Origin of the sequence: Nonomuraea sp. NEAU-A123, from assembly GCF_018603905.1 — a bacterium.
Lineage (GTDB): Bacteria > Actinomycetota > Actinomycetes > Streptosporangiales > Streptosporangiaceae > Nonomuraea.
On record NZ_JAHFZZ010000026.1, the window covers coordinates 142,548 to 162,636 of the forward strand.

Genomic DNA, 20,089 nt, shown 5'->3' on the forward strand with positions numbered 1-20,089 from the left:
GACAGTTGTCAGTTAAGAGAGGCCTGCGACCTGGACAGCCTCGGGCGCCGAGTCCTTCTTGGCGAAGTGACTTCCGCCCACATCACCGCCAACGCCGCCCCTGAAACCCGACGCCGCAGGCCGCAGCCAGGTCCGTTGGATTTTCGGCGGGTACTGCCGGCCCTCAATAGCCGAGGCTCGGTCGGGCGGCCCGCATCAGACCCAGGAATACTCCTTGTCCGTTACCGCGGGCAGTTCCACGATGCTCGGCCTCGCGGTCGGACTGGCCAACTGGGCGAGCGCCGTTCCGATGGGAGGGAACAACGGCAGGTCAGCCGCCTGCCGGTAGTCGATCCACTGCACATGGCCGACCTCATGGCCGCCGTCGGTGAGTTCGTCGAACTCGTGAGTGGCGAGAGTGCGACGGACATCCGCGCTGACGTGGAGGCGATAGATCAGGTGGAGCTTACGCGGCGCAGGTGTGTTTCCCGGCCGCGTTACCCTCACATCCATCAGCCACAGCAGTTCCGGCTCCGTTCCTAAACCCGGCGCGAGGGCGAGCTCTTCTTCCAGTTCACGGGCGAGGGCGGTATTGAGCGGCTCGCCTGCGGAAACGTTCCCGCCGATGGTGGTGAAGAAGTGGATGTTGTTGGCGCGGTCCCTACGCAAAAGTGCGACCTCGTTCCCGCAGAAGACCAGGGCGTTGACACGGATCTTGATCCTGCCGAACGGGGCATCGAGAGGACCTGCGTGATCATCACTCAATGGCAGTCCTTACAGCGCTGTGGTGGGGCCGAGCGTCCACGAACACCAGCGTCCCGCTGGCATCACTCGGTATGGCGCCAAAGCCCACTGTGGCAGTCGAAGTGAACCCGACAGCTCCGTTTCCGACAACCCCTTGACCCAATGAACGCCGGGCGGCGCGTAGTGGACGGAGCCGGCGCGGTAAACGCCCGAGGAGGTCGCGGTGATCGCCGAGCGGACCCGTCAGGCAGATGGCCGTGCACCATTGGGCAGCTTGAACGACGGGCCCCGTCTACCCCGAAACCTCCAGAGTGCTTCGGGGGAGTGCTCAGGCACAACCGCCGGGCTTGGAGAGTGCTCAGTCCTGTCCGGGGAACAGCAGTGACAGCTCCCGCGGATAAGCCGCGATCAACCGCAGTTCGTCGTCCGTGAGCGGTCGGCCGGTCATCGCGTTGCAGAGCTGGACGAGCCGGAACGCCAGATCCTCCTCCCGCACCTCCACGCCGAGCCCGTCCATGACGTGCCTGAACCCGGCCTTCCCGCCGTACTCGCCGGTCAGCACGACCCGCCCACTGCGCGCGTGCCAGTCCTCGGGGAACGGCCCGAGCGTCGCCTCGTCGTACAGCTCATAGTTGCCGTGATCCTTCAGCGCCCCGTCCGCGTGAATGCCCGACTCGTGCGCGAACGCGTTGCGCCCCACCCCCACCTGGTTGTACGGCAGCGCCTGCCCGAACGCGTAACTCGCCCACAGCCCGAACCTGCGCGCCCACGACAGATCGATGGCGTCACCGATCTCCGCCTCCAGCCCGAAGCCGTGCTCGAAGGCGAGAATGGTGGACAGCAGGTCGGCGTTGCCGGAACGTTCGCCGATGCCGTTCACGCAGGTGTTGATCCACGCGTCCTGCCCGGCCTCCAGGTCGCCGAGCGCGCCCGCGATGGAGTTGGCCACGGCCAGGCCGAGGTCGTTGTGGCAGTGCGTTTCGATCGGCAGCCCGACGGCCAAGGCCAGCTTGGCGAAGCGCTCGCGGATCCGGTCGGGCGTGTCGCCGCCGATGGTGTCGCAGTAGCGGACCCGGTCGGCGCCCGCCTCCTTCGCCGCCAGCGCGAACTCCAGCAGGAACCCGTCATCGGTCCGCGACCCGTCCTCCGCGTTGACGCCCACGGTCAGCGCGCCCGCCGACTTGGCCGCCCGCACGGCCGCCGTCATCTCCCTGATGATCGCGTCGCGGTCGAGTCGGCCGCGGAACTTGTTCTGGATCATGTAGTCCGACGTGGAGATCGACAGGTTGTAGTGCTTCAGGCCGAGCGGCGCCGCCTGCTCCACGTCCTGCGGTACGCCGCGGCACCAGCCCGACAGCCGCAGCTCGCCGAACGCGCCCGCCTCGGCCAGCGCCGTCTGCGCCCGTACGTAGGGGACCTCATGGAACAGGAAGGGGAAACCGATCTCGGACTGAGCCACACCGAGTTTGGCCAGGTAGAAGTTGACCATGGTCTTGCCGAACTTCGAGAGGCCGGTGCGCGCGGTCTGCACGCCGTCCCGGTTGGTCACATCAAGGAAATGGACTTTGGGCATGCCCACACGTTGACACGCTCCTTCAATGTGTATCAATATTGATTTTCATCAACATAGGAGGCTGGGCGTGGAGTGGATCGACGCGGCGACGGCGGCCGAGCGGCTCGGTGTGAAGCCCGCCACCCTCTACGCGTACGTGAGCCGGGGCGTGCTCAAGCGCCGACACGGTGACGATCGGCGCAGCCTGTTCGACGCGGCGGAGATCGAGCAGCTGGCCCGGCGCGGGCGGCCGCGCAACCAGCCGCCGGAGCTGGTCATCGAGTCGGGCATCACCGCACTCGGCCTCGACCGCCCGTACTACCGCGGCCTCGACGCCCTCGACCTGGCCACAACCACGGATTTCGAGACGGTGGCCGAGTGGCTGTGGACGGGAGACCCCGATGTCTTCGCCGTTGCCCCGAACGCCGAGCTCCGCTCCCCGCGAAACCACCGGCGAACGGCAGGCGGCTCCGCCCCACCCCCGGAAGCGGTGCACAGGTCCGGTATGGCGCAGGGCTGGGTGCGCGATCCCGCGACCTCGCAGGCCGCCGTCGCAGCTCAGCGCGGCCTCCCCGAAGGGCTGCTGCCCCTGGACCGCCTCCAAGTGATCATCACGGTTCTCGGCGCCACCGACTCGCTCCGCTACCAGCTCGATCCCGTCTCCGTCGCCGCCACCGGCCGTCGCCTCATCTCCGGCCTGGTCGATGCCCTGCCGCCCCTCCACACCCCCGGCGGTGAGTCGATCGCCGAGCGGCTCTGGTCCCGCCTGTCCCCGCGCCCCGCCAGCCCACCGCTCCTCGCCGCCCTGCGGGCCGCGCTCGTGCTGCTCGCCGACCACGAACTGGCCGCCTCCACCCTGGCCGCCCGGGTGGCCGCCTCCGCTCGGGCCGACCCGTACGCCGTGGTGCTGACCGGCCTCGGTGTGCTCGGCGGCCCTCTGCACGGCGGCGCGTGCTACGCGGCCGAACGCCTGCTGACCGAGGTCAACGAGCCCGGCCAGGCCACCCGCGTGATCGCCGAGCGGGTACGCAGGGGCGAGCGCATCCCCGGCTTCGGCCACAGCGTCTACAAGAACGGCGACGCCCGCGGCAGCTTCCTGCTCGACCTGGTGGCGGAGGCCGCACCCGGCCACGAACGCGTCGCCGTGGCGCGGGCCGTACTGGCTGAAGTCCGTCGGCGACGCCTGCCCGAGCGGAACGTCGACTTCGCGCTCGCCACCCTCGTGGGCGTCGCCGGGATGGTGCCTGGGTCCGGCGAGGCGATCTTCGCGGTGGCCAGGGTCGCGGGATGGCTGGCCCACGCGATGGAGGAGTACGCCAAAGGCTCCCTGCTCCGCCTCCGCGCCTCGTATACCGGCCCGCTGATCAGGTGATGGGCGCTCCGGTCAGGTGCTCCTGTCCACATAGGCGGCCAACGCCCGTACCCGCTCCGCGTGCTCGTCGTGTCCGACGATCACCGGTGGCTCGTTGTACGGCATGGCGTCCGACGAACGCCTGAGCTTGATGTACTGGCCACAGGCATCGATCGCGTACGGCTCCATGTCGTCCTGGAGCGCCCCGATCACCGTGATCCCGTACGTCTCGCCGATCCGGCGGAACAGCGCCACCGCCTCCCGCCGGTGCTCCTTGCCCAGGTTGCGGCCCAGTTCGTCGAGCACCAGGCACAGATGCCCGCCGCCGGACGACGCGATCGCCGCCGCGCACACCAGCTTGACCGCCTTCTCGTCCATGAGCGCGGTGTTGGCCCGCCGGTTGTACGGGACGAAGCCCTGGCCCTCGCCACGCCGCCACTTCGGGGTGACGCGCCATTGCCAGCGCTGTTCGGGGTCCGCGGGCGCCGGTGGCACCGGGAACTCCAGGGTCGCCCCATAACCTCCGTACGACGTGTCGAGCTGCTCGAACTCCTCCGCCACCCGGGTGAGCCTGGACTTGATCGCCGCCGTCAGCGCCGCCCGGTGGACGGCCGTCGATCTGGCCGCCTCCTCCGCGCCCTTGTCGGCGGCGGCCAGGTCGCGCTGCCGCGACACGACCTGCGCCTCGATCTGGCGGCGCTGATGCTTCTCGTACTCTTCCTGCCCACGCAGGTAAGAGGCCAGCGAGCCGCACACCGCCGCGAACGTCGCCTGCTCCCGCGCCGTGCTCCCCCCACGCTCGGACAGCAGGAACCGCAGCTCCTCCGGGATCTCCGCGTCCTCCTCAGGGAACGTGTCGCGCAGCGCCTGATCGAAATGGCGTTCGGCGATGCGCCACCATTCCTCGGCGGTACGCGAACGTTCGTCCTCGGGCAGCGCCTTCAGCCACTCACGCGCCCCCTCGGCGGTGCCGCCCCAGTCGGCGGCCAGGGCCTCGACCTTGAGCGCCTCCCGCTCGCCGCTCACTCTCGTCTCGTCCTGACGCGACCGGGCCCGCTCGCCCTCGTGCCGCTGCCGCCGCCCCTCCAGGCGTTCGATCTCCATGTCCTTCGTGCGAGCCCGGAAGTCGAGCGCGCCCGCCTGCCGTTCGGCCTCCGCCACCGCGGGCGTCAGCTCCTCCAGCGCCGCCGTCAGCTCGCCCAGCCGCGCCCGCCGCCCGGCCAGCTTCGTCTCCAGCTCGGCGAGCCGCACACCCGCTTTGGCCCCCTCCAGTCGCCGCTGACCCTCCGCGACGCCTTCCTCCCCATCTCGTACGGCCTGCGCTGCCGTCTCCTGGATGTCCCTGGCCCGGTTGAGCCGGTGTTCGGCGGCCTTGATCCGCGCCTCCCGGCCGGTCGCCTCCCCGTCGAACGCCCCCACCACACTCACCCCGGCCGCGCTCACCAGCACCGATCCAGGCAGGTCGGCCAGCGCGACCGCGGCGGCCTCGAGCTGGTCGGCGTCGACGATCACCGCATGCTCATGGGGCCAACCCCGCAGCTCCTCCAGCCCAAGCCCACCCCCGCGAGAAGCTTCACCGGCGGATCCGTCCTCGGTGCCGTGGGCGCGGGCGTAGTCGCGCGCCTGCTCGGCCACGTCCAGCGCGTCCAGCAGGCCCGTCGCCCCGACGCCGGCCGTGGCGAGCGCGTTGAGCTGCGCCGCGGCCGGACCGCCCTCGGCGTCGTCCAGCGCCGCCTGGGCCGAGGCCACCTCGCGATCGGCCACGCCCAGCGCCTTCAGCGCCTCGTTGAGCCGCAGCCGCGCCTCCCGCAGCTCCCGCTCGGCCGTGGGCACATCGCGGCCGTCGGCGAACCGGCGCGTCTCCTCCAGCGCCGGGATCAGGCCGCGCAACTCGTCGGCGGAGTTCTCCGCCACGGCCCGGTCGGCGTCGAGCTTGGCGGCCCGCGCCTGCATCACGGCCAGCTCCTTGCGCGCCTCCGCCACCTTCCGGTCGAGCGTGTCGTCCTTCAGCGTGGCGGTCTCGGCCTTCACCTTGGAGATCGCCTCGGCCGCCGCCTCCCCCGCGGCCCGGTGCCGTTCGAGCTCGGCCACCAGCAGTTCGTCCTTGGCCGCCGCGTCGTCCAGCTTGCGGGCCTGCCGCCCACGCCAGCACCGCAGCGCGTCGGCCAGCCGGATCCGCGCCTGATCGCGCCGGTCGAACGTGGTCAGCAACGCCCTCGACTCCGCCTCGAACTCGGCCAGCCGATCACCCGCCTGCGCCGCCCGTACCCGCTTGGCGTGTTCGTCCCTGCGAGCCTCGCGCTCCTGTTCGAGCTCGGCGTCGAGCCCGGTGAGGGCCGCGATGGCCTCGAACACGCGCTCCGGCGAGATCTCGTTGAGCGGCTGCGAGAGCAGGTTGGTGGCGACCTTGCTCCGAACCGAGGTCGACAGGAACGACACGCAGCGGATGCGGTCGCCGTACAGCACCTTGGTCAGGTCGCGGGCCACCACGTCGCGGCGCCCGGCCGACTTGGGCAGCGTCGCCCACATCTCGTCGGCGCGCGCCACGCGCTCGGCCTCGGACGCGGCGGAGGCCAGGTGTACGCCGTCACGCCAGCGGATCTCCAGGTGGGGGGCCTCCTGGTTGACCTTGAGCCACACAGTGACGGCCCCGCCCGACGTGTCGGGCACGGCGAACAGCTCGCCGCTCTCCGGGCCGGACTCGGAGGATTCCGTGCCCATTTGGGGAGACCCGGCTCCTGGAGCAGCAGCGTCGGGGGAAACCGAGGCCAGCGTCTCGACGAGGTCGGTCGGCACCGCCTCCGCGGGGGTCGCGGGCGGTTCGGTGGTGCGCGGCGGGAGGTCGAAGGAGGCGCCCGGCGGCCCGAAGACACCGACGATGTAGCCATGGTCGGCGCTGGCCCACTGGCGGGCGCCCGCGCCGCTGGCCAGTTCGGCGTTGAACAGCAGCTCCGACACCGCCTTCGCGCCCGAGGCGAACCGCCACTGCTCGTCACCCAGCAGCGCCGTGATCGACGCGATGAACGACGACTTGCCCGCGCCGTTGGAGTCCTTGGGCCCGGCGCCCGCGACGACGATGAGCGTGCCGGGGACGGTCGGCACCGGATGGGTCGAGAGCCGTGAGATGTTGACCGCCTGCATGGCGATCAACACCCGGTCCCCGACGACGTTCTCCACCTGCGACACCTGTAACCCCCGTAGCCCTTCCGTTTCACCGCGCCGCCCCGGTTGGGGCTGACGCTCGTTGTCTGTGCCGTGCCGTCCCGGCTGGGGCAGACGCTTGTGCCTGCTAGGTCCGGGCGGCTACCCGGCCGATCTTCGAGCTCGTACGGCCGAGGCCAGCGGGCTGTGCGGCCCGGCCGCCAGGATCAGCTCCTCCTGCAGCCGTCGCCGCGCCGCCGGGGTGAGCCGGTGGAACTGCGGTCCCGGCGCGTAGCCGCCAGCCTCCTCGCCCGCCTTCACCTGGGTCAGCAGCCCGGCATGCCGCAGCATCCGCAGCGCCGCCTCCAGCTCGCCGATCGGCAACTGGGTGTGGCGGCGCAGCTCATCGACGGGAGTGGGATGCGGCGACAGCCAGGTGTCGTCGGGCAGCAGCCCCTCCGCCCGCGGGATCGCCACCGAATGCACCAGCACCAGCGTCAACACCGCCCGCTCACTCTCACCAAGCCCCGACGCGACTCCCGACGCGGGCCCCGGCGCGGGCCCGTGTCTGGGCACCGGCCCGTCGCGATAGGCGTCGTCGTAGCCCGAGGTCCATCGCTCCCGGTGTTGGATCAGCGTCCGGCCGCGCCGGGCGAGCATCTCGCCGAGCGTGTGGCGGAGCGCTGGGTCGCGGAGCCCACCGAACCGGGCCTCCAACACCGGCTCGGCACCATGCTCCACCGCCATGAACGCCGCCACCAGCTCGGCCCGCCGCCGTTCGTCATAGCCGCCCAGCAGATCATCGAACTCCGCCTCGCCACCCTCGACCCGGCCCGCCGCCATCGCGGAATCCGGCGCCCTCGGAGACTCTTGCGCCGCGCTCGCCGCCCGCGGCTTTTCCGCGCCGGTCGCCGCCGCCGGCTCTTGCGCCGCGGTCACCTGCGGTTCTTCGACTACGGTCGCCACCGGTGGTTCTTCGGTGGCGACCGTAGTCGGCGGCTCTTGCGCGTCGGTCGCCATCGGTGGCTCTCCCGTGGCGGTCGCTCCCGGCGGACCTTCCGTGGCGGCTGCCACGATGTCGGCGTCCGCCACCACCGTGAGGTCACGGTGCTCGGGCACGGGAATGCGCCGGATCAGCTCTTTGAGCTGGGCGTGCGACTCGACCGGCCACAGGGCGCAGCGGGGGCCCAGCGAGACCACGCCGTCGGACATGACGATCCACGCCGAGTCGTGCAACCGGCGCAGAGCCCCGATGGCCCAGTTGCGCATCAGGTCGTCGGTACGGCCGATCAACGCCCGATAAGTGTCGAGGATCAGCTCAGCCGGCGCCGGAGTGCCCGGCCACGGATCGACGGACAGGTCGCTCCAGCAGCACTTGAGCGTCGCCGCCAGCACCCGCCGCGTCTCGCCCGCGCGCTCGACCGGGACCGGGGACACCTGGTATTCGTCGAGAAGCGAAGGGGTGGCCGAATCGGGCCACACCGGCAGTGCCTGGCCGGTGGAGTCGGGCCGCGTGAGCCGGAGCATCCCAGGAGGCGCGGCGACACCGGCCCCCAGCCGCAGCGGCCCACCCGACCGCGCCCGCGCGTGAGCCACCGCGCCGTCGCCCAGCGGGCGACGAGCCCCGGCACCAGCAGAAGAGCGGCCCGCGTCACCGGAGCCTGAAGATTGACGAGTGCCGCTCATGCGGTGCGCTCCAGAAAGCCGTGCGACAGCCAGGCCGGTTCTTCCCCTGGCGAGATCGTGAGATCGTCGGCCCACACCAGCCGATAAGGCAGCTCAGGCCGCAGATCAACCGTCGTCAGATCGGCCAGCAGCCGCCGCGCCGACGGCCAGTCGGAGCGCAGCACGCCGGCCAGCGCCACCCGCGACGACGACCCCAGCAGCGACTCCGCCACCTCGGTCAGCCGCTCGATCGCCGCGCTCGGTGAGGAGGCGAGCGAGTCTTCCGGGCCTTGGTCGGGAAGGGTGGAGCGCGGGGGAGTGGGCTGGGCCGGGGCGGGCCGGGGCGCCTCGTCGACCGCGCGGGCGATCGCCGCCGGGTCGTGCCAGGGCGCCGGAGCGTCGAACACGAAGCCGTCGAGCACCGCCGCGAGTCGTTCGCGCGAAGCGGTCTGAGAGAACGTGCGCCACGTCTCGGTGGGCAGAAGTGTCAGGTTGCGGGTCGTGCCCGCCGAGTCGGCCAGGCGTCCCGCTGCCCGCCGGGAGGCGTCGCTGTAGGCGTAGATGGCCGCCCGCAGATCGGTGCAGACCCGGTCGAGCACCGGCCAGCGGGTCAGGATCGTGCCGTGCAGGCTCTGGGCCCGGCGCGCGATCTCCTCGGTGCCCCACAGCTTGGGTGCCTGCTCGCGCAGCTCCTCGATCGTGCCGGTGGTGAGCGTGATCAGCTCCAGCGCCCACAGCCGGAACGCCCTGGCCAGGTTGGCGGCGCTCTGCCTGGCCTCCTCCATGGTGGTGCGGGGGTCGGCGACGTTGAGGTCTTCGAGCGCGAGCAGCCGGTGCATCTCGGACTGGCCGCCGTCGTCCATCATCCGCCTGATGAACATCAGCCCGACCACGCTGGTGAACGACGCGCGATAGCGCAGTTGGTTGGGCTTGGGGAACACCTCGCGGATCGCGCCCAGCCCCTTGAGCACGCGCAGCCGGTTGTCGAACTGGTCGCCGGGGTAGGCGCGGCAGGCGAAGCGCATCTGCTCGTGCGTCAGCCACTCCTCGCCCGCCTCCGCGAACGCCGCGAACAGCGTCTCTGCGATGTCGACCAGGGCCGGGTCGTCGACGACCGCGCCGCTGTCGCGGGCCAGCGCCGCGAACATCCGGCGGTAGGTCGACAGCACCGCCTCCTCCGAGAGCGCGGCGTCGAGAGTCAAGGGCTGTTCGGACACGGGCACTAAGGTACGGCTTCCGACCGACAATCTTGGCCCGACCTGACGCGCTTACCCGCGAGTAGTCAGGGCCGCACGCTAGTGTGCTTCAGGGTAATGCGGGGGCAAACGTTAAGTAATCGTACATACGGGGTGAGTGACGCTTTGCGTATCCGTGTGCTCCGGGGCGACCGTGCGACGGCCGTGATAGCCGGTGCGATGGCCGCGAAAGGTGAGGTCGTACCGGTGACCAAGGGCTACATCACGCTGACGGTGATCTGCCAGGTCAAGGGCGCGGCCTACACCGGGCAACGGCTACCTCAATGACACTCTGGTGGCCACACCCGAGGGGGCGCCTTCCCGGGGGCTCCGCTCTACCGGAATGTGGGCCAGTGCTCTCGTTTTTAGGTGGGAGGTGAAGGCCCATGCGGGAGTGTCCTCTGGGCGCGAGGGTGTCTGAACCTTAGCGGGTGGGCCGGTCCTGGTCCTGGATGTAGTTGCTGACGGTGGCGTGGTTGGCTGCGCCGGTTGAGCCCGCGTAGTAGGAGCGGGACCAGAGATGTCCGCGCCAGAGGTGGTTGCGGAGGTGGGAGTCGTATTCCTTGCGCAGGTAGCGGGCAGAGACGCCTTTGAGGGAGTTGACCAAGATGGAGAGTGCGACCTTGGGCGGGAAGTCGACGAGCAGGTGGACGTGGTCGTCGGCGCCGTTGAACTCCATCAGCTCGCATCCGAAGTCGGTGCAGACGTTCCTCATGATCTCTTCGCAGCGGGTCAGCATCGGCTCCGTGAAGACGTTGTGACGATATTTGGTGACGAAAACGAGGTGGACACTGAGTTCGTGAACGCAGTGTCTTCCCTTGCGTACGTCGGGGTTCTGCTCCATGACACCAAACGATACGATCACGGTGTGGAGCGAGTGAACCACAAGCGTGCGCACGTCGCGCGCCTGGAGTTGGACAAGCGGCAATCGGCCGTCTTGGACGCTCAGGCGCACACCGCGCGTGCCGTGTGGAACCTGCTGCATGAGTTCACGACCTTCCGCCAGGGCCGGTTGGCGTCATTGAAGGAGTGCGACGCGGCGATTCGGCAGGCCCGCCACGAGATCGAGTGGATGGGGCAGCTCCCTGCTCAGGCTGCGCAAGCTGTATTGAAGACCTACCGGCAGGCGTGGGCGAACTTCTTCAACCCCGACCACCCGGCCGAGCGTCCGACGTTCAAGGGCCGGTTTGTGTCCCGGATGGCCGTGGACGTTCCCCAGGCCCGCGACTTGCAGATCACCGGGATCAACCGCAGGTGGGGTGCGGTGAACCTGCCCAAGGTCGGGCGGGTGAGGTTCCGGTTGACGAAAGACCTGCCCGGCGTCACCAAGGGCGGACCCTCTGGGAGGATCACCGGGGCTCGCCTGGTGAAGGAGGCCCACGGGTGGAATATCGCCTTCCGTATCGAGCTGGTCGTATCCGTCCCCGTACCGCACATCGGGCCGAAGGCCGGTATGGACCGGGGCATCACGGTCCCCCTGGCCCTGTCCAGCGGGGAGCACCTTCGGCACGGTCCGTGGCTCAGCAGCGGGCGGCGCGAGCGGCTGTTGCGTCTGGAGCGCAAAAGCGCCCGTCAGCGTGCCGCCCGCAAGAAAGGCGACCCGGTCTCCCATCGGGAACGCCGCACCTACGACCAGATCGCCCGGCTCCGTGCGACAGCCAAGCGCCGAGCCGTCGACTGGCAGCATCAGAGCACGACCGACCTCGCGCGGCGGTTCAGCGCGATCGTGGTCGAAGACCTGAACATCACCAACATGATGGCCTCGGCGTCTGGGACCGTGCGGGAGCCGGGGGTCAACGTCACCCAAAAGCGGGGCCTGAACCGCTCGATCGCGGGCCAGGCGTGGGGGCGAACGGTGGAGTTCCTGACCTACAAGAGCGCCGACCGCGGCGGCCTGGTCGCCAAGGTCCACCCGCACGGCACCAGCCAAGAGTGCCACCGCTGCCGCACCACCACTGCAGGATCACGCGAGACGCAGTCGCGGTACGCGTGCAAGAACCTGGCGTGCGGATGGATCGGCAACGCCGACACCAACGCCGCCCGAAACCAGCTTCATCGGTACAACTCTGCCGCCGGATGGGCGGTCACAGGACGTGGAGACTCCGGGATGCCGGGGCCTGTGAAGCGTCAAGCATCCTGTCCCACAGTCTCGCCCGCACCCGCGCTGCGAGCTGCTGCGTAAGCAGCACAGGAATCCTCCACAATTATTTATGCGGAGGAGCACGTCAAGAATGCACCGACTGAGATAGGGGACCTCAGTTGTACAACGAGCAGACGCAGCAACCGCAGCAGCTTGCGGCACAGTTCGCCCAGCGCTTCCAGATGCTGGCCCAGAACATCGAGCGCATCATCCGCGGCAAGCACGAAGCCATCGAGCTGGCCCTGATCTGCCTGTTCGCCGAGGGGCACCTGCTGATCGAGGACGTGCCCGGCACCGGCAAGACCACGCTGGCCAGGTCCATCGCCGCCAGCGTCGACGCCGAGTGGCGGCGCATCCAGTTCACGCCCGACCTGCTGCCCAGCGACATCACCGGCGTGTCCATCTTCAATCAGGCGCACCAGAAGTTCGAGTTCCACCAGGGGCCGGTGTTCGCCAACATCGTGCTCGCCGACGAGATCAACCGCGCATCGCCGAAGACGCAGTCCGCGCTGCTGGAGGTCATGGAGGAGCGCCGGGTCACGGTCGACGCCGAGCCGCACTCCGTACCCAGGCCGTTCCTGGTGGTCGCCACGCAGAACCCGGTCGACATGGACGGCACGTACCCGCTGCCGGAGGCGCAGCTCGACCGGTTCCTCATGCAGATCTCCGTCGGCTATCCCGACCACGTGTCGGAGGTCGAGGTGCTCAAGGGCATGCCCAACGGGCCACAGGTCGAACGGCTGCCCGTGGTGGCCCGCGCGTCGGACGTGGCCGGGATGATCGACTTCGCCACCCGCATCCACGTCGCCGATCCCGTGTACGACTACATCGTCGCCCTCTGCTCCGCCACGCGCACCAACCCCAGCCTGCGGTTGGGCGCCTCTCCGCGAGGCAGCCTCGCGCTGCTGCGGGCCGCCCGCGTCAAGGCCGCCGCCGCCGGACGCCACTACGTCGTGCCGGAGGACGTCAAGGCGCTGGCCGTCCCGGTGCTCGCGCACCGGCTGATCCTCACCCCCGAGGCCGAACTACGCGAGGTCACCGCGGCGAACGTGCTCGGCGAGCTCCTCGCCGGGATGCCGGTGCCGCAGGCGGCCTAGGTGCTGACACCGCTGGGCTGGGGCACGCTCGCCGGTTCGGCGATCCTGTACGCGGCGGGGTTCGGGCTCGGCTACCCGGAACCCGTCGTGCTGGCCACCGGCGGGCTGCTCGCGCTCGCCGCCGCCCTCGCCTGGACCGCCCCCAGACCGAAGCTGGAGGTGCACCGCGAGGTCACGCCGCTCAAGGTGGCGCGCGGTGACGCGGCCGTCGCGGTTCTTCACGTACGCAATCTCGGCCGCCGGGGCCTGTCGGGGCTGCGCGCACAGGACCGGATCGGTACGGCCGAGCACACCGTCGACCTGCCCCGCCTGCCCAGACGCGCCGCCAGGGTCGTCGGCGACGACCTGCGCCACGTCCACTGGAAGTCCAGCGCCCGCACCGGCACGCTCATGGTGCGCCAGCTCATCGACGCCAGCCTGCCCACCACGACGGTCGTCCTCGACACCCGCGACCTCACCGAACTGGCCGTGGACGCCGCCGCCTCGGCCGCCGTCGCCGGACGTGCCGATCAAGCAGGCGTACCGGCTGCAGAACTACCTGCGCACCAACGCCACGTACGACGTCACCGCGCCGCCGGGGCACTCGCTGAAGGGCCTGGAGTTCTTCCTGGAGACCACGCACCGGGGGACGTCGGAACAGTTCGCGTCGACGTTCGCGCTCATGGCCAGGACGCTCGGGCTGCCGTCGAGGGTGGTGGTCGGGTTCCGGCCGTGGCAGGCGTCCGGCGGGGTTTATCACGTTAAATCGGGCCACGTCATGGCGTGGGCGGAGATCAAGTTCGACAAGCTCGGCTGGCGGCCGTTCTACCCCACGCCCGGCCGCGGCGGCGCGAAGGACGACCACGACGTGGCGTCCTCCGCGATCAAGGAGAGCGAGGAGTTGGAGGGCGAGTTCACCCAGGGCACCGTGAACCAGCCGGAGCCCGGCCAGCAGCCCACGGCGGGCGACAAGCCTTCCGCTGGGCCGCCGCTGTGGGTGATCGTCCCGGCGGCGGGCGCGGGGATCCTGGTGGTGTACGCGGGCACGGCGATGGTGCTGCCGTGGTGGCGCAGGCGGGCCCGCAGGACAGTGGCGGGCGCGGAGCGGCGCGTGCTCGGCGCCTGGTGGCAGACCTGCGACGACCTCGGCCTGAAGGGGGAGCAGGCGCTGACCGCCGAGGACGTGGTGGCCCGGCATCCCGCCGACATCTCCGCACACCTCCGCCCACTCGCCGATATTTCCAACTTCGTCCGCTACGCCCCCGACGCTGTCGCCCACGAGGCCGCCGACGCCGCCTGGCGCCACAGCGATGCCGTCCGCCAGGCCGTACGCGCCAGAACACCCCTCAAAACCCGCCTCCGCAAGCGACTGCTCCTGCGCTGACCCTCCAGAGTCATTTGACCGAAGCGCGATTCCATGACATTGAGGAGTCTGGGATTGTTCTTGTCGTGAAACCCGTTCAAGGGGCGGCGATGCCGAAGCTCTCACGTAGCGACTGGTACGACCTATCACGCGACACCAATTGGACGTTCCGCTATGTCACCGAAGAAGAGGTCTTCCCGGAGGAGTTATCCGGCTCTCACCGGGTCACCAGTGAGGCATGGACCCAGTGGGACGAGCCGTACAAGATCAGCTACCGCGAGTACGTCCACAACCAGGTCACCAAAGACACCGCTACTTACTCGCTGAAGAACGCGATCAGCCGCTCCAAGCTGTTCGACCAACTGGATCCCGGCTGGAAGTCGGTGATTCTGGCGCACTACGGTGCCATCACGATGCCGGAGTATCTGGCCGCCATCGGAGAGGCGCGCATGGCCCGATTCGGCAGGTCGGCGGCCTGGCGCAACACGGCGACCTTCGGCGCGCTGGATGAGATGCGGCACGGGCAGATCCAGGCGTTCTTCCCGTACGGGCTGCTGGACAAGGAGCCGCGCGCGGACTGGGCGTTGAAGTCGTTCCACACGAACAACTGGGTGGTGCTCGCCGTCCGGCACCTTTTCGACGACATGTTCGTCGCCAACGACGCGGTCTCCATCGCACTGCAACTCACCTTCACCCTGGAGACGGGCTTCACGAACCTGCAGTTCCTCGGCATGGCGGCCGATGCGATGGATGTCGGCGATCTGGAATTCGGGGCGCTGATCTCCAGTATCCAGACCGATGAGGCGCGCCATTCCCAGCAGGGCGAGCCGACCATCAAGGTGCTCATCGACAACGGGCACAAGGAATGGGGACAGTTTCTGATCGACCACATGTTCTGGCGTTCCTGGCGAGCGTTCGCGGTGCTCACGGGGCTGTCGATGGATTACTACACGCCGCTGGAAAGCCGCCGGATGTCGTTCAAGGAATTCATCGAGGACTGGGTCGTCAAGCAGTTCGCCGAGCAGTTCCGCGACTTCGGCCTGGACTATCCCTGGTACTGGGACCAGTTCATCGACGAACTCACCTGGTACCACCACGCCATCCACCTCGGCGTCTGGAACTATCGGCCCACCGTGTGGTGGAACCCGGACGCGGGCGTCTCCGCCGCGGAACGCCAATGGCTGGAGGAGAAGTACCCGGGCTGGAACAGCACGTTCGGCCGCAACTGGGACGTCATCCAGGACAACCTGCGCAGCGGGAACGTCGCGGCGACCTTCCCCCAGACGCTGCCGATCACCTGCAACCTCTGCCAGATCCCGATCGTCCGCGTGGCGGGTGTCATGGCGGGCGCGCTCGACTCGGCCGCCCCGCTGCGGCACACCCACAACGGCCGGACGTACCTGTTCTGCTCGGAGCCGTGCAAGTGGATCTTCACCCGACGGCCGGAACGCTTCGCCGGGCACAAGTCGCTCATCGACCGCTTCCTGGCCGGCGACATCGTGCCGCCCGATCTGGCCGGAGCGCTCGCCTACATGGGCCTGTCCGAGGCCGAGCAGGGACGCGACGCCACCGACTACGCCTGGGCGCTCGGCCCGGCCGCCGATTGAGGGGGATCTGATGGCGTTGCTCCCGCTGAGCGCGACCTTCGAGAACGATATCGTCGCGCTGCTCGTCGCCGTCGACGATCAGGACACGGCTCAGGTCGTCGGCGAGAAGATCGCCGAGCACGTCGTCGGCCACCGGGTGGCGGCCAGATCGGCCCCGATCCGCGTTCGCCATGAGGGCCGGGTGCTGCCGCCCGAGCAACGCATCGGCGAGGCGGGGGTGGGGCCGCTCGATCACGTGGAGGCGTTCTTCGATGAATCCTGAGGAACTGTCCTGGACGAGCGTCGGCACCCTCGACGAGCTGTGGGAGGGCGACATCGCCGAGGTCACGGTGGGGGAGGACCAGGTGCTGCTGGCCCATCTGCCGGGCGGCGAGTTGCGGGCCTACCAGGGGATGTGCCCGCATTCGGAGTTTCCGCTGGCCGAAGGCGAGTTCGACGGCGAGGTGCTCACCTGCTCGGGCCACGGGTGGGAGTTCGATCTGACGACCGGCCGGGGGAACAACCCGGACACCTGCCGCCTGTACGCCTTCCCGGTCCGCCTGGACGGCGAGCGGATCTACGTAGCCGTGCCGGCCGACGGCCGGCGTCACCACAACCGATGCCGTGGATGAGGAGCACAGTCGTGGCCGATGACCGCGAACACCTGGTGGGACCTGTGGCCAGAGGATTCGATCCCGAGGTCGTGGACGCGCTGGTGACCGCGCTGGAGAAGGACAATCCAGACAAGGAGCTCCTCGTCGAGGACCACGGCGGATACGTGCGCATCCACGCTCCCCATCTGCTCCGCCTGACGCGCGCCAGCCTGGAGGAAGCCGCGGGGCACCCCTTCCCGCTGGCCGGTCTCGAACCCGCGATCGCGAGCTTCGCGGGCCGCATGCGCTACATCGGTGACGACGAACTCGTCTGGTACCTGACCAGGGAGGACTGACCATGGCCACGACCCGGCGGCGTACCTGGAGCCTGTTCGACGGCGAACGCCGCAGACCCACCGAGTACGACATCGTCACCCGCGGCTTCCACTACCACTTCGGCCGCCAGCCGGCCCCGTTCGACCTCGACCCCGGCAGCGCGATCAACCAGTGGTACCTACGGCACCGGGAGGGGTCGCCCCTGCAGGCCCCCGACTGGGACGGCTTCCGCGACCACGCGCAGCTCAACTACCGGCGCTACATCGCCCTGCAGCACGAACGCGAGATCTACGCCGAGGGCGTGGTCGACAGCTTCGAGGCCGACGACCACGACGCGCGCCTCGACCCCGCATGGGTCGCCGTGCTGGGCCGTTTGTACCTACCGGCCCGATTCGCCCTCCACGTCCTGCAGATCACCAGCGAGTACGTCGGCCAGCTCGCCCCGAGCACCGCCATCATGAACGCGGCACTGTTCCAGGGCGCCGACGAACTCCGCGCGCTGCAATGGATCGCCTACCGGGCCAAGTCGCTGTCGCTCACCCACGGCGCCGCACTCGCCGACGGGAAGACGGCCCGCGCCCTCTGGGAGGACGACCCGGCCTGGCAGCCCGCCCGGGAGACCCTGGAGAGGCTCCTGCTCGCCTACGACTGGGGCGAGGCGTTCACCGCACTCAACCTCGTCGTCAAACCCGCCTTCGACACCCTGCTCAAGCAGTGCTTCGCCGACCTCGCCCTGGCCAACGGCGACGGCCTGACCACACGACTCCTGCGCGACTCCGGCGCCGACACCGCCCGCAGCCAGGACTGGAGCTCGGCACTGGCCAGGTACGCCATCGCCGCCCGCCCGGAGAACCTGAAGCCCATCACCGAATGGGAGGACACCTGGCGCCCCCGTGCCATGGCCGCGGTCGAGGGCCTGGCCCCGCTGTTCGCCACAGCCCCGAAACCCGCCGATCCCGGCGAGGTGGTGACTGCCGTCACCGCGACGGTCGAGCGTTCACCCGGCGGGCCACGAAGCTAGACCCTCAGTTCACGTACGCCCACAGGTCGTAGGTGTAGAACATCGGGTTCTCGGGCTGGTGGGTGCTGCACCACCAGGTCTGCCAGCGTCCGGTCTCCTGGCCCGACCGGCCGAAGCTGATGCAGATGTCATAGGGCAGGTTGGTGTAGACGACTTGGAGCGTGGACGTGGCGTGTGCTGGCGTGCTCGTGGCCAGGATGGGCGCCAGAGCGGTGACCGCGACAAGCGACAAGGCGGTGATTCGGCGACGCACCAGTTCTCCCCTCATGAAGGGCCGGAAATCGCGAAGAGCGATCACCGTGAATTGGACGCCAAGCACCGCACCACCGCAAGATCCGCCCCCGCCTGACCCCGACGACCAGCGCGAACATCGCGGACGCGATGAAAGCTTCATCCCGGCTCTCCTGCTCCTCCGCCGACCTCGTCCGGGAAGATCGAGTGCATGAGAAGCGTCGAGGCCCAGCTGCTGCACCGCCCCCCGGGCCTGAGCGTGGGTGAGATCGTCCGTCACCTGCTCGCCGTACAGGCGCAGGACGTCACCGCCGCCTACCTCGCCTTCCGCGCGCGGTCGGCCACGGTCACGGTGGCCGACGTCGAGGCGGCGTGGCGGGACCGCGAGATCGTACGCACCTGGGGCCCGCGCGGCACCCTGCACTTCGTCCATACCGACGACCTGCCGTGGATCCACGCGCTCACCCGGAACGCCACGAACACCACGCGCCGCCTCCACCAGGAGGGCGTAACGGGCGACGACCTGCTCCCGCTGATCGACCGCACCCTCGCGGGACAGGGCCCACTCACCAAGGCCGAACTGGCGGAACGGCTGGCGGGCAGGGCGAGCGGCCAGGGCATCGTGCACCTCGTCGCCCTGGCCGCCCACCACGGCCTGGCCGTGCTCGGTCCGCCACGCGGCGGGAAGCCCACGTACGTGCACGCCGCCGACTGGCTCGGCGCCCCCATCGTCCCCGAACCGGACAGGGACCGCGCACTGACCGAACTGGCCCACCGCTACCGCCGCGCCCACCACCCATCGACCCCCGAAGACCTGGCCGCCTGGTCAGGCCTCCCTTTGGGCGCCGCCCGCACCGCCTGGTCCCTCGCCGGACCGCCCGCGGCCGTCGGCCTTCCCGCGTCCACCCAGCTCGTACGACTGGCCCCCGCCTTCGACGAGTACCTGCTGGGCTGGAAGAGCCGAGACCCCATCCTGCCCGCCGAACACGCCCGCAAGGTGTTCCCCGGCGGCGGGATCCTCCGCCCTGTCGTGCTCGTCGACGGGATGATCGCCGGGGTCTGGGGACGGAAGGGGAGCGAGGTGACGGTGTCGCCGTTCGGCGAGCCGGCGCCGGGGCCGCAGCTCGACGCCGAGATCGCGGACGTCCGGCGGTTCCTCGGCTGAGCGTGGACCTACCCGTCGCTCATGCCCGTTGTACGGGACCGGCTACGTCCGCGTAGCGGATGATCTGGGTCGCCAGGACCACCACAGCGGCCAGCGCGGCGGCCGAACCGAGCAGGACCGATGGAGTGTGTGGGCCCAGCAGCCAGAGCAGGGTGAGGGCCGTCAGCGAGGGCACGCAGAACGCAGCCAGGTCCACCGCCAGTTGTAGCCGCTTGCGAGAGGGGCGGAGTGGATCCTCGCGGTGGTATTTCTCCCACTTGAACAGGTCGATGTCACTGGAGCCGTCGTCGACGAGGCCGACCAAGCACGGTCCCAGACGGCTGCGGACGTACCGCCCGATGGCGGTGATCTTGTGATCGTTGGTGACGTAGGCCCAGCCCAGCACCGTGGCGGCCAGCGGCAGCAGCAACAACAACTCCAGCCGGCCCACGGTTGCGGTGACAGTGCTGATGCCGGCGACCGCGGTGAGCGTGGCGTACAACAGCTGGCCACGCACGCCGATCCGCTGCCGCTCCTCCGCCTTCAGGGCGTCGTATTCGCTTAGCAGCGCCGTGACCGCGTGCTCGGGACTTACCGCGGTGGTGGTGGTGACTGCGGGCATGATGGTATCTGATGATTTCGTCATTTATGGACAGTATCGTCAGTCGTGTAATGACTCGCCAAAGCATCAGTGATGATTCCGTCACTCTTGACGGATCCCACTACAGTGGAGGGCGCACCACAGCCCACAGGAGAGGGACAGATGACCGACGCCGCACCGAGCCGCCTGGACCGGCGCAAGGCGCGCACCCGCGCCGCGCTCATCCACGCGGCCCAGACCTTCATCGCCGACGGCAACACCAACATGGCGATCCTGGACCTCACCCAGGCCGCCGACGTCGGCATGGGCTCGTTCTACAACCACTTCTCCA

At 69.6% G+C, this 20,089-nt stretch carries 18 protein-coding genes and 1 pseudogene; 11 read left to right on the forward strand and 8 right to left on the reverse strand.

All coding sequences use genetic code 11. The features are described from left to right. Positions 1-195: 195 nt before the first annotated feature. Entirely contained in the window at positions 196-744 is a 549-nt protein-coding gene (locus tag KLK06_RS49365) for an NUDIX domain-containing protein (RefSeq protein WP_214642702.1), read from the reverse strand. A 337-nt stretch (positions 745-1,081) separates the two neighbouring features. Beyond that, on the reverse strand, positions 1,082-2,296 hold the full coding sequence (locus tag KLK06_RS49370; RefSeq protein WP_214642703.1) for a LeuA family protein: 1,215 nt from the start codon (positions 2,294-2,296) through the stop codon (positions 1,082-1,084). A gap of 67 nt (positions 2,297-2,363) precedes the next feature. Between KLK06_RS49370 and KLK06_RS49375 the strand changes: the two genes are divergently transcribed. Further along, positions 2,364-3,647 (forward strand): citrate synthase, encoded by a 1,284-nt coding sequence (locus tag KLK06_RS49375; RefSeq protein WP_214642704.1) that lies wholly within the window; start codon positions 2,364-2,366, stop codon positions 3,645-3,647. A gap of 12 nt (positions 3,648-3,659) precedes the next feature. On the opposite strand, the gene KLK06_RS49380 is transcribed toward KLK06_RS49375, so the two are convergent. The 4 genes from KLK06_RS49380 to tnpA form a co-directional block, all read right to left on the reverse strand. Continuing rightward, the gene (locus tag KLK06_RS49380) at positions 3,660-6,812 is read right to left on the reverse strand and encodes a chromosome partitioning protein ParA (RefSeq protein WP_214642705.1); all 3,153 of its coding nucleotides are present in this window, start codon (positions 6,810-6,812) and stop codon (positions 3,660-3,662) included. A gap of 117 nt (positions 6,813-6,929) precedes the next feature. Then, positions 6,930-8,453, reverse strand: coding sequence for a hypothetical protein (locus KLK06_RS60875; RefSeq protein ID WP_250907233.1), 1,524 nt, complete (start codon positions 8,451-8,453; stop codon positions 6,930-6,932). Continuing rightward, positions 8,450-9,649 carry a hypothetical protein gene (locus KLK06_RS49395; protein WP_214642706.1) on the reverse strand — a complete coding sequence of 400 codons (1,200 nt, stop codon included), beginning with the start codon at positions 9,647-9,649 and terminating at the stop codon, positions 8,450-8,452. The genes KLK06_RS60875 and KLK06_RS49395 overlap by 4 nt, the downstream gene beginning before the upstream one ends. A gap of 442 nt (positions 9,650-10,091) precedes the next feature. Further along, positions 10,092-10,511, reverse strand: coding sequence for an IS200/IS605 family transposase (gene tnpA, locus KLK06_RS49400; protein WP_214642708.1), 420 nt, complete (start codon positions 10,509-10,511; stop codon positions 10,092-10,094). Positions 10,512-10,535: 24 nt separating this feature from the next. Here tnpA and KLK06_RS49405 point away from each other — a divergent pair, with 24 nt between their 5' ends. The 9 genes and pseudogenes from KLK06_RS49405 (at position 10,536) to KLK06_RS49440 (ending at position 17,782) form a co-directional block, all read left to right on the forward strand. Beyond that, entirely contained in the window at positions 10,536-11,849 is a 1,314-nt protein-coding gene (locus KLK06_RS49405) for a transposase (RefSeq protein ID WP_308168791.1), read from the forward strand. Between the two features lie 77 nt (positions 11,850-11,926). Continuing rightward, complete coding sequence (locus KLK06_RS49410) at positions 11,927-12,904, forward strand: MoxR family ATPase (protein WP_250907234.1); 978 nt, start codon at positions 11,927-11,929, stop codon at positions 12,902-12,904. A 186-nt stretch (positions 12,905-13,090) separates the two neighbouring features. Continuing rightward, positions 13,091-13,387 (forward strand): annotated as a pseudogene (locus KLK06_RS62740) (DUF58 domain-containing protein); the annotation flags it as partial. Between the two features lie 19 nt (positions 13,388-13,406). Then, positions 13,407-14,267, forward strand: coding sequence for a transglutaminase-like domain-containing protein (locus KLK06_RS49415; RefSeq protein WP_214642710.1), 861 nt, complete (start codon positions 13,407-13,409; stop codon positions 14,265-14,267). Between the two features lie 89 nt (positions 14,268-14,356). Further along, entirely contained in the window at positions 14,357-15,853 is a 1,497-nt protein-coding gene (locus tag KLK06_RS49420) for an aromatic/alkene/methane monooxygenase hydroxylase/oxygenase subunit alpha (RefSeq protein WP_214642712.1), read from the forward strand. 10 nt (positions 15,854-15,863) lie between these two features. Beyond that, complete coding sequence (locus KLK06_RS49425) at positions 15,864-16,115, forward strand: toluene-4-monooxygenase system B family protein (protein WP_214642714.1); 252 nt, start codon at positions 15,864-15,866, stop codon at positions 16,113-16,115. After that, positions 16,105-16,464, forward strand: a complete 360-nt coding sequence (locus KLK06_RS49430; protein ID WP_214642716.1) for a Rieske 2Fe-2S domain-containing protein — start codon at positions 16,105-16,107, stop codon at positions 16,462-16,464. The genes KLK06_RS49425 and KLK06_RS49430 overlap by 11 nt, the downstream gene beginning before the upstream one ends. 11 nt (positions 16,465-16,475) lie before the next feature. After that, positions 16,476-16,781, forward strand: coding sequence for an MmoB/DmpM family protein (locus tag KLK06_RS49435; protein ID WP_214642718.1), 306 nt, complete (start codon positions 16,476-16,478; stop codon positions 16,779-16,781). 2 nt (positions 16,782-16,783) lie between these two features. Next, positions 16,784-17,782 (forward strand): aromatic/alkene monooxygenase hydroxylase subunit beta, encoded by a 999-nt coding sequence (locus tag KLK06_RS49440; protein ID WP_214642721.1) that lies wholly within the window; start codon positions 16,784-16,786, stop codon positions 17,780-17,782. Between the two features lie 4 nt (positions 17,783-17,786). Here the strand turns inward: KLK06_RS49440 and KLK06_RS49445 are convergent, their stop codons facing one another. Further along, on the reverse strand, positions 17,787-18,035 hold the full coding sequence (locus tag KLK06_RS49445; protein WP_214642723.1) for a hypothetical protein: 249 nt from the start codon (positions 18,033-18,035) through the stop codon (positions 17,787-17,789). Between the two features lie 189 nt (positions 18,036-18,224). On the opposite strand from KLK06_RS49445, the gene KLK06_RS49450 reads away from it, so the two are divergent. Continuing rightward, complete coding sequence (locus KLK06_RS49450) at positions 18,225-19,178, forward strand: winged helix DNA-binding domain-containing protein (RefSeq protein WP_214642726.1); 954 nt, start codon at positions 18,225-18,227, stop codon at positions 19,176-19,178. 19 nt (positions 19,179-19,197) lie between these two features. On the opposite strand, the gene KLK06_RS49455 is transcribed toward KLK06_RS49450, so the two are convergent. Next, the gene (locus KLK06_RS49455; protein WP_214642728.1) at positions 19,198-19,779 is read right to left on the reverse strand and encodes a hypothetical protein; all 582 of its coding nucleotides are present in this window, start codon (positions 19,777-19,779) and stop codon (positions 19,198-19,200) included. Positions 19,780-20,089 lie beyond the last annotated feature (310 nt).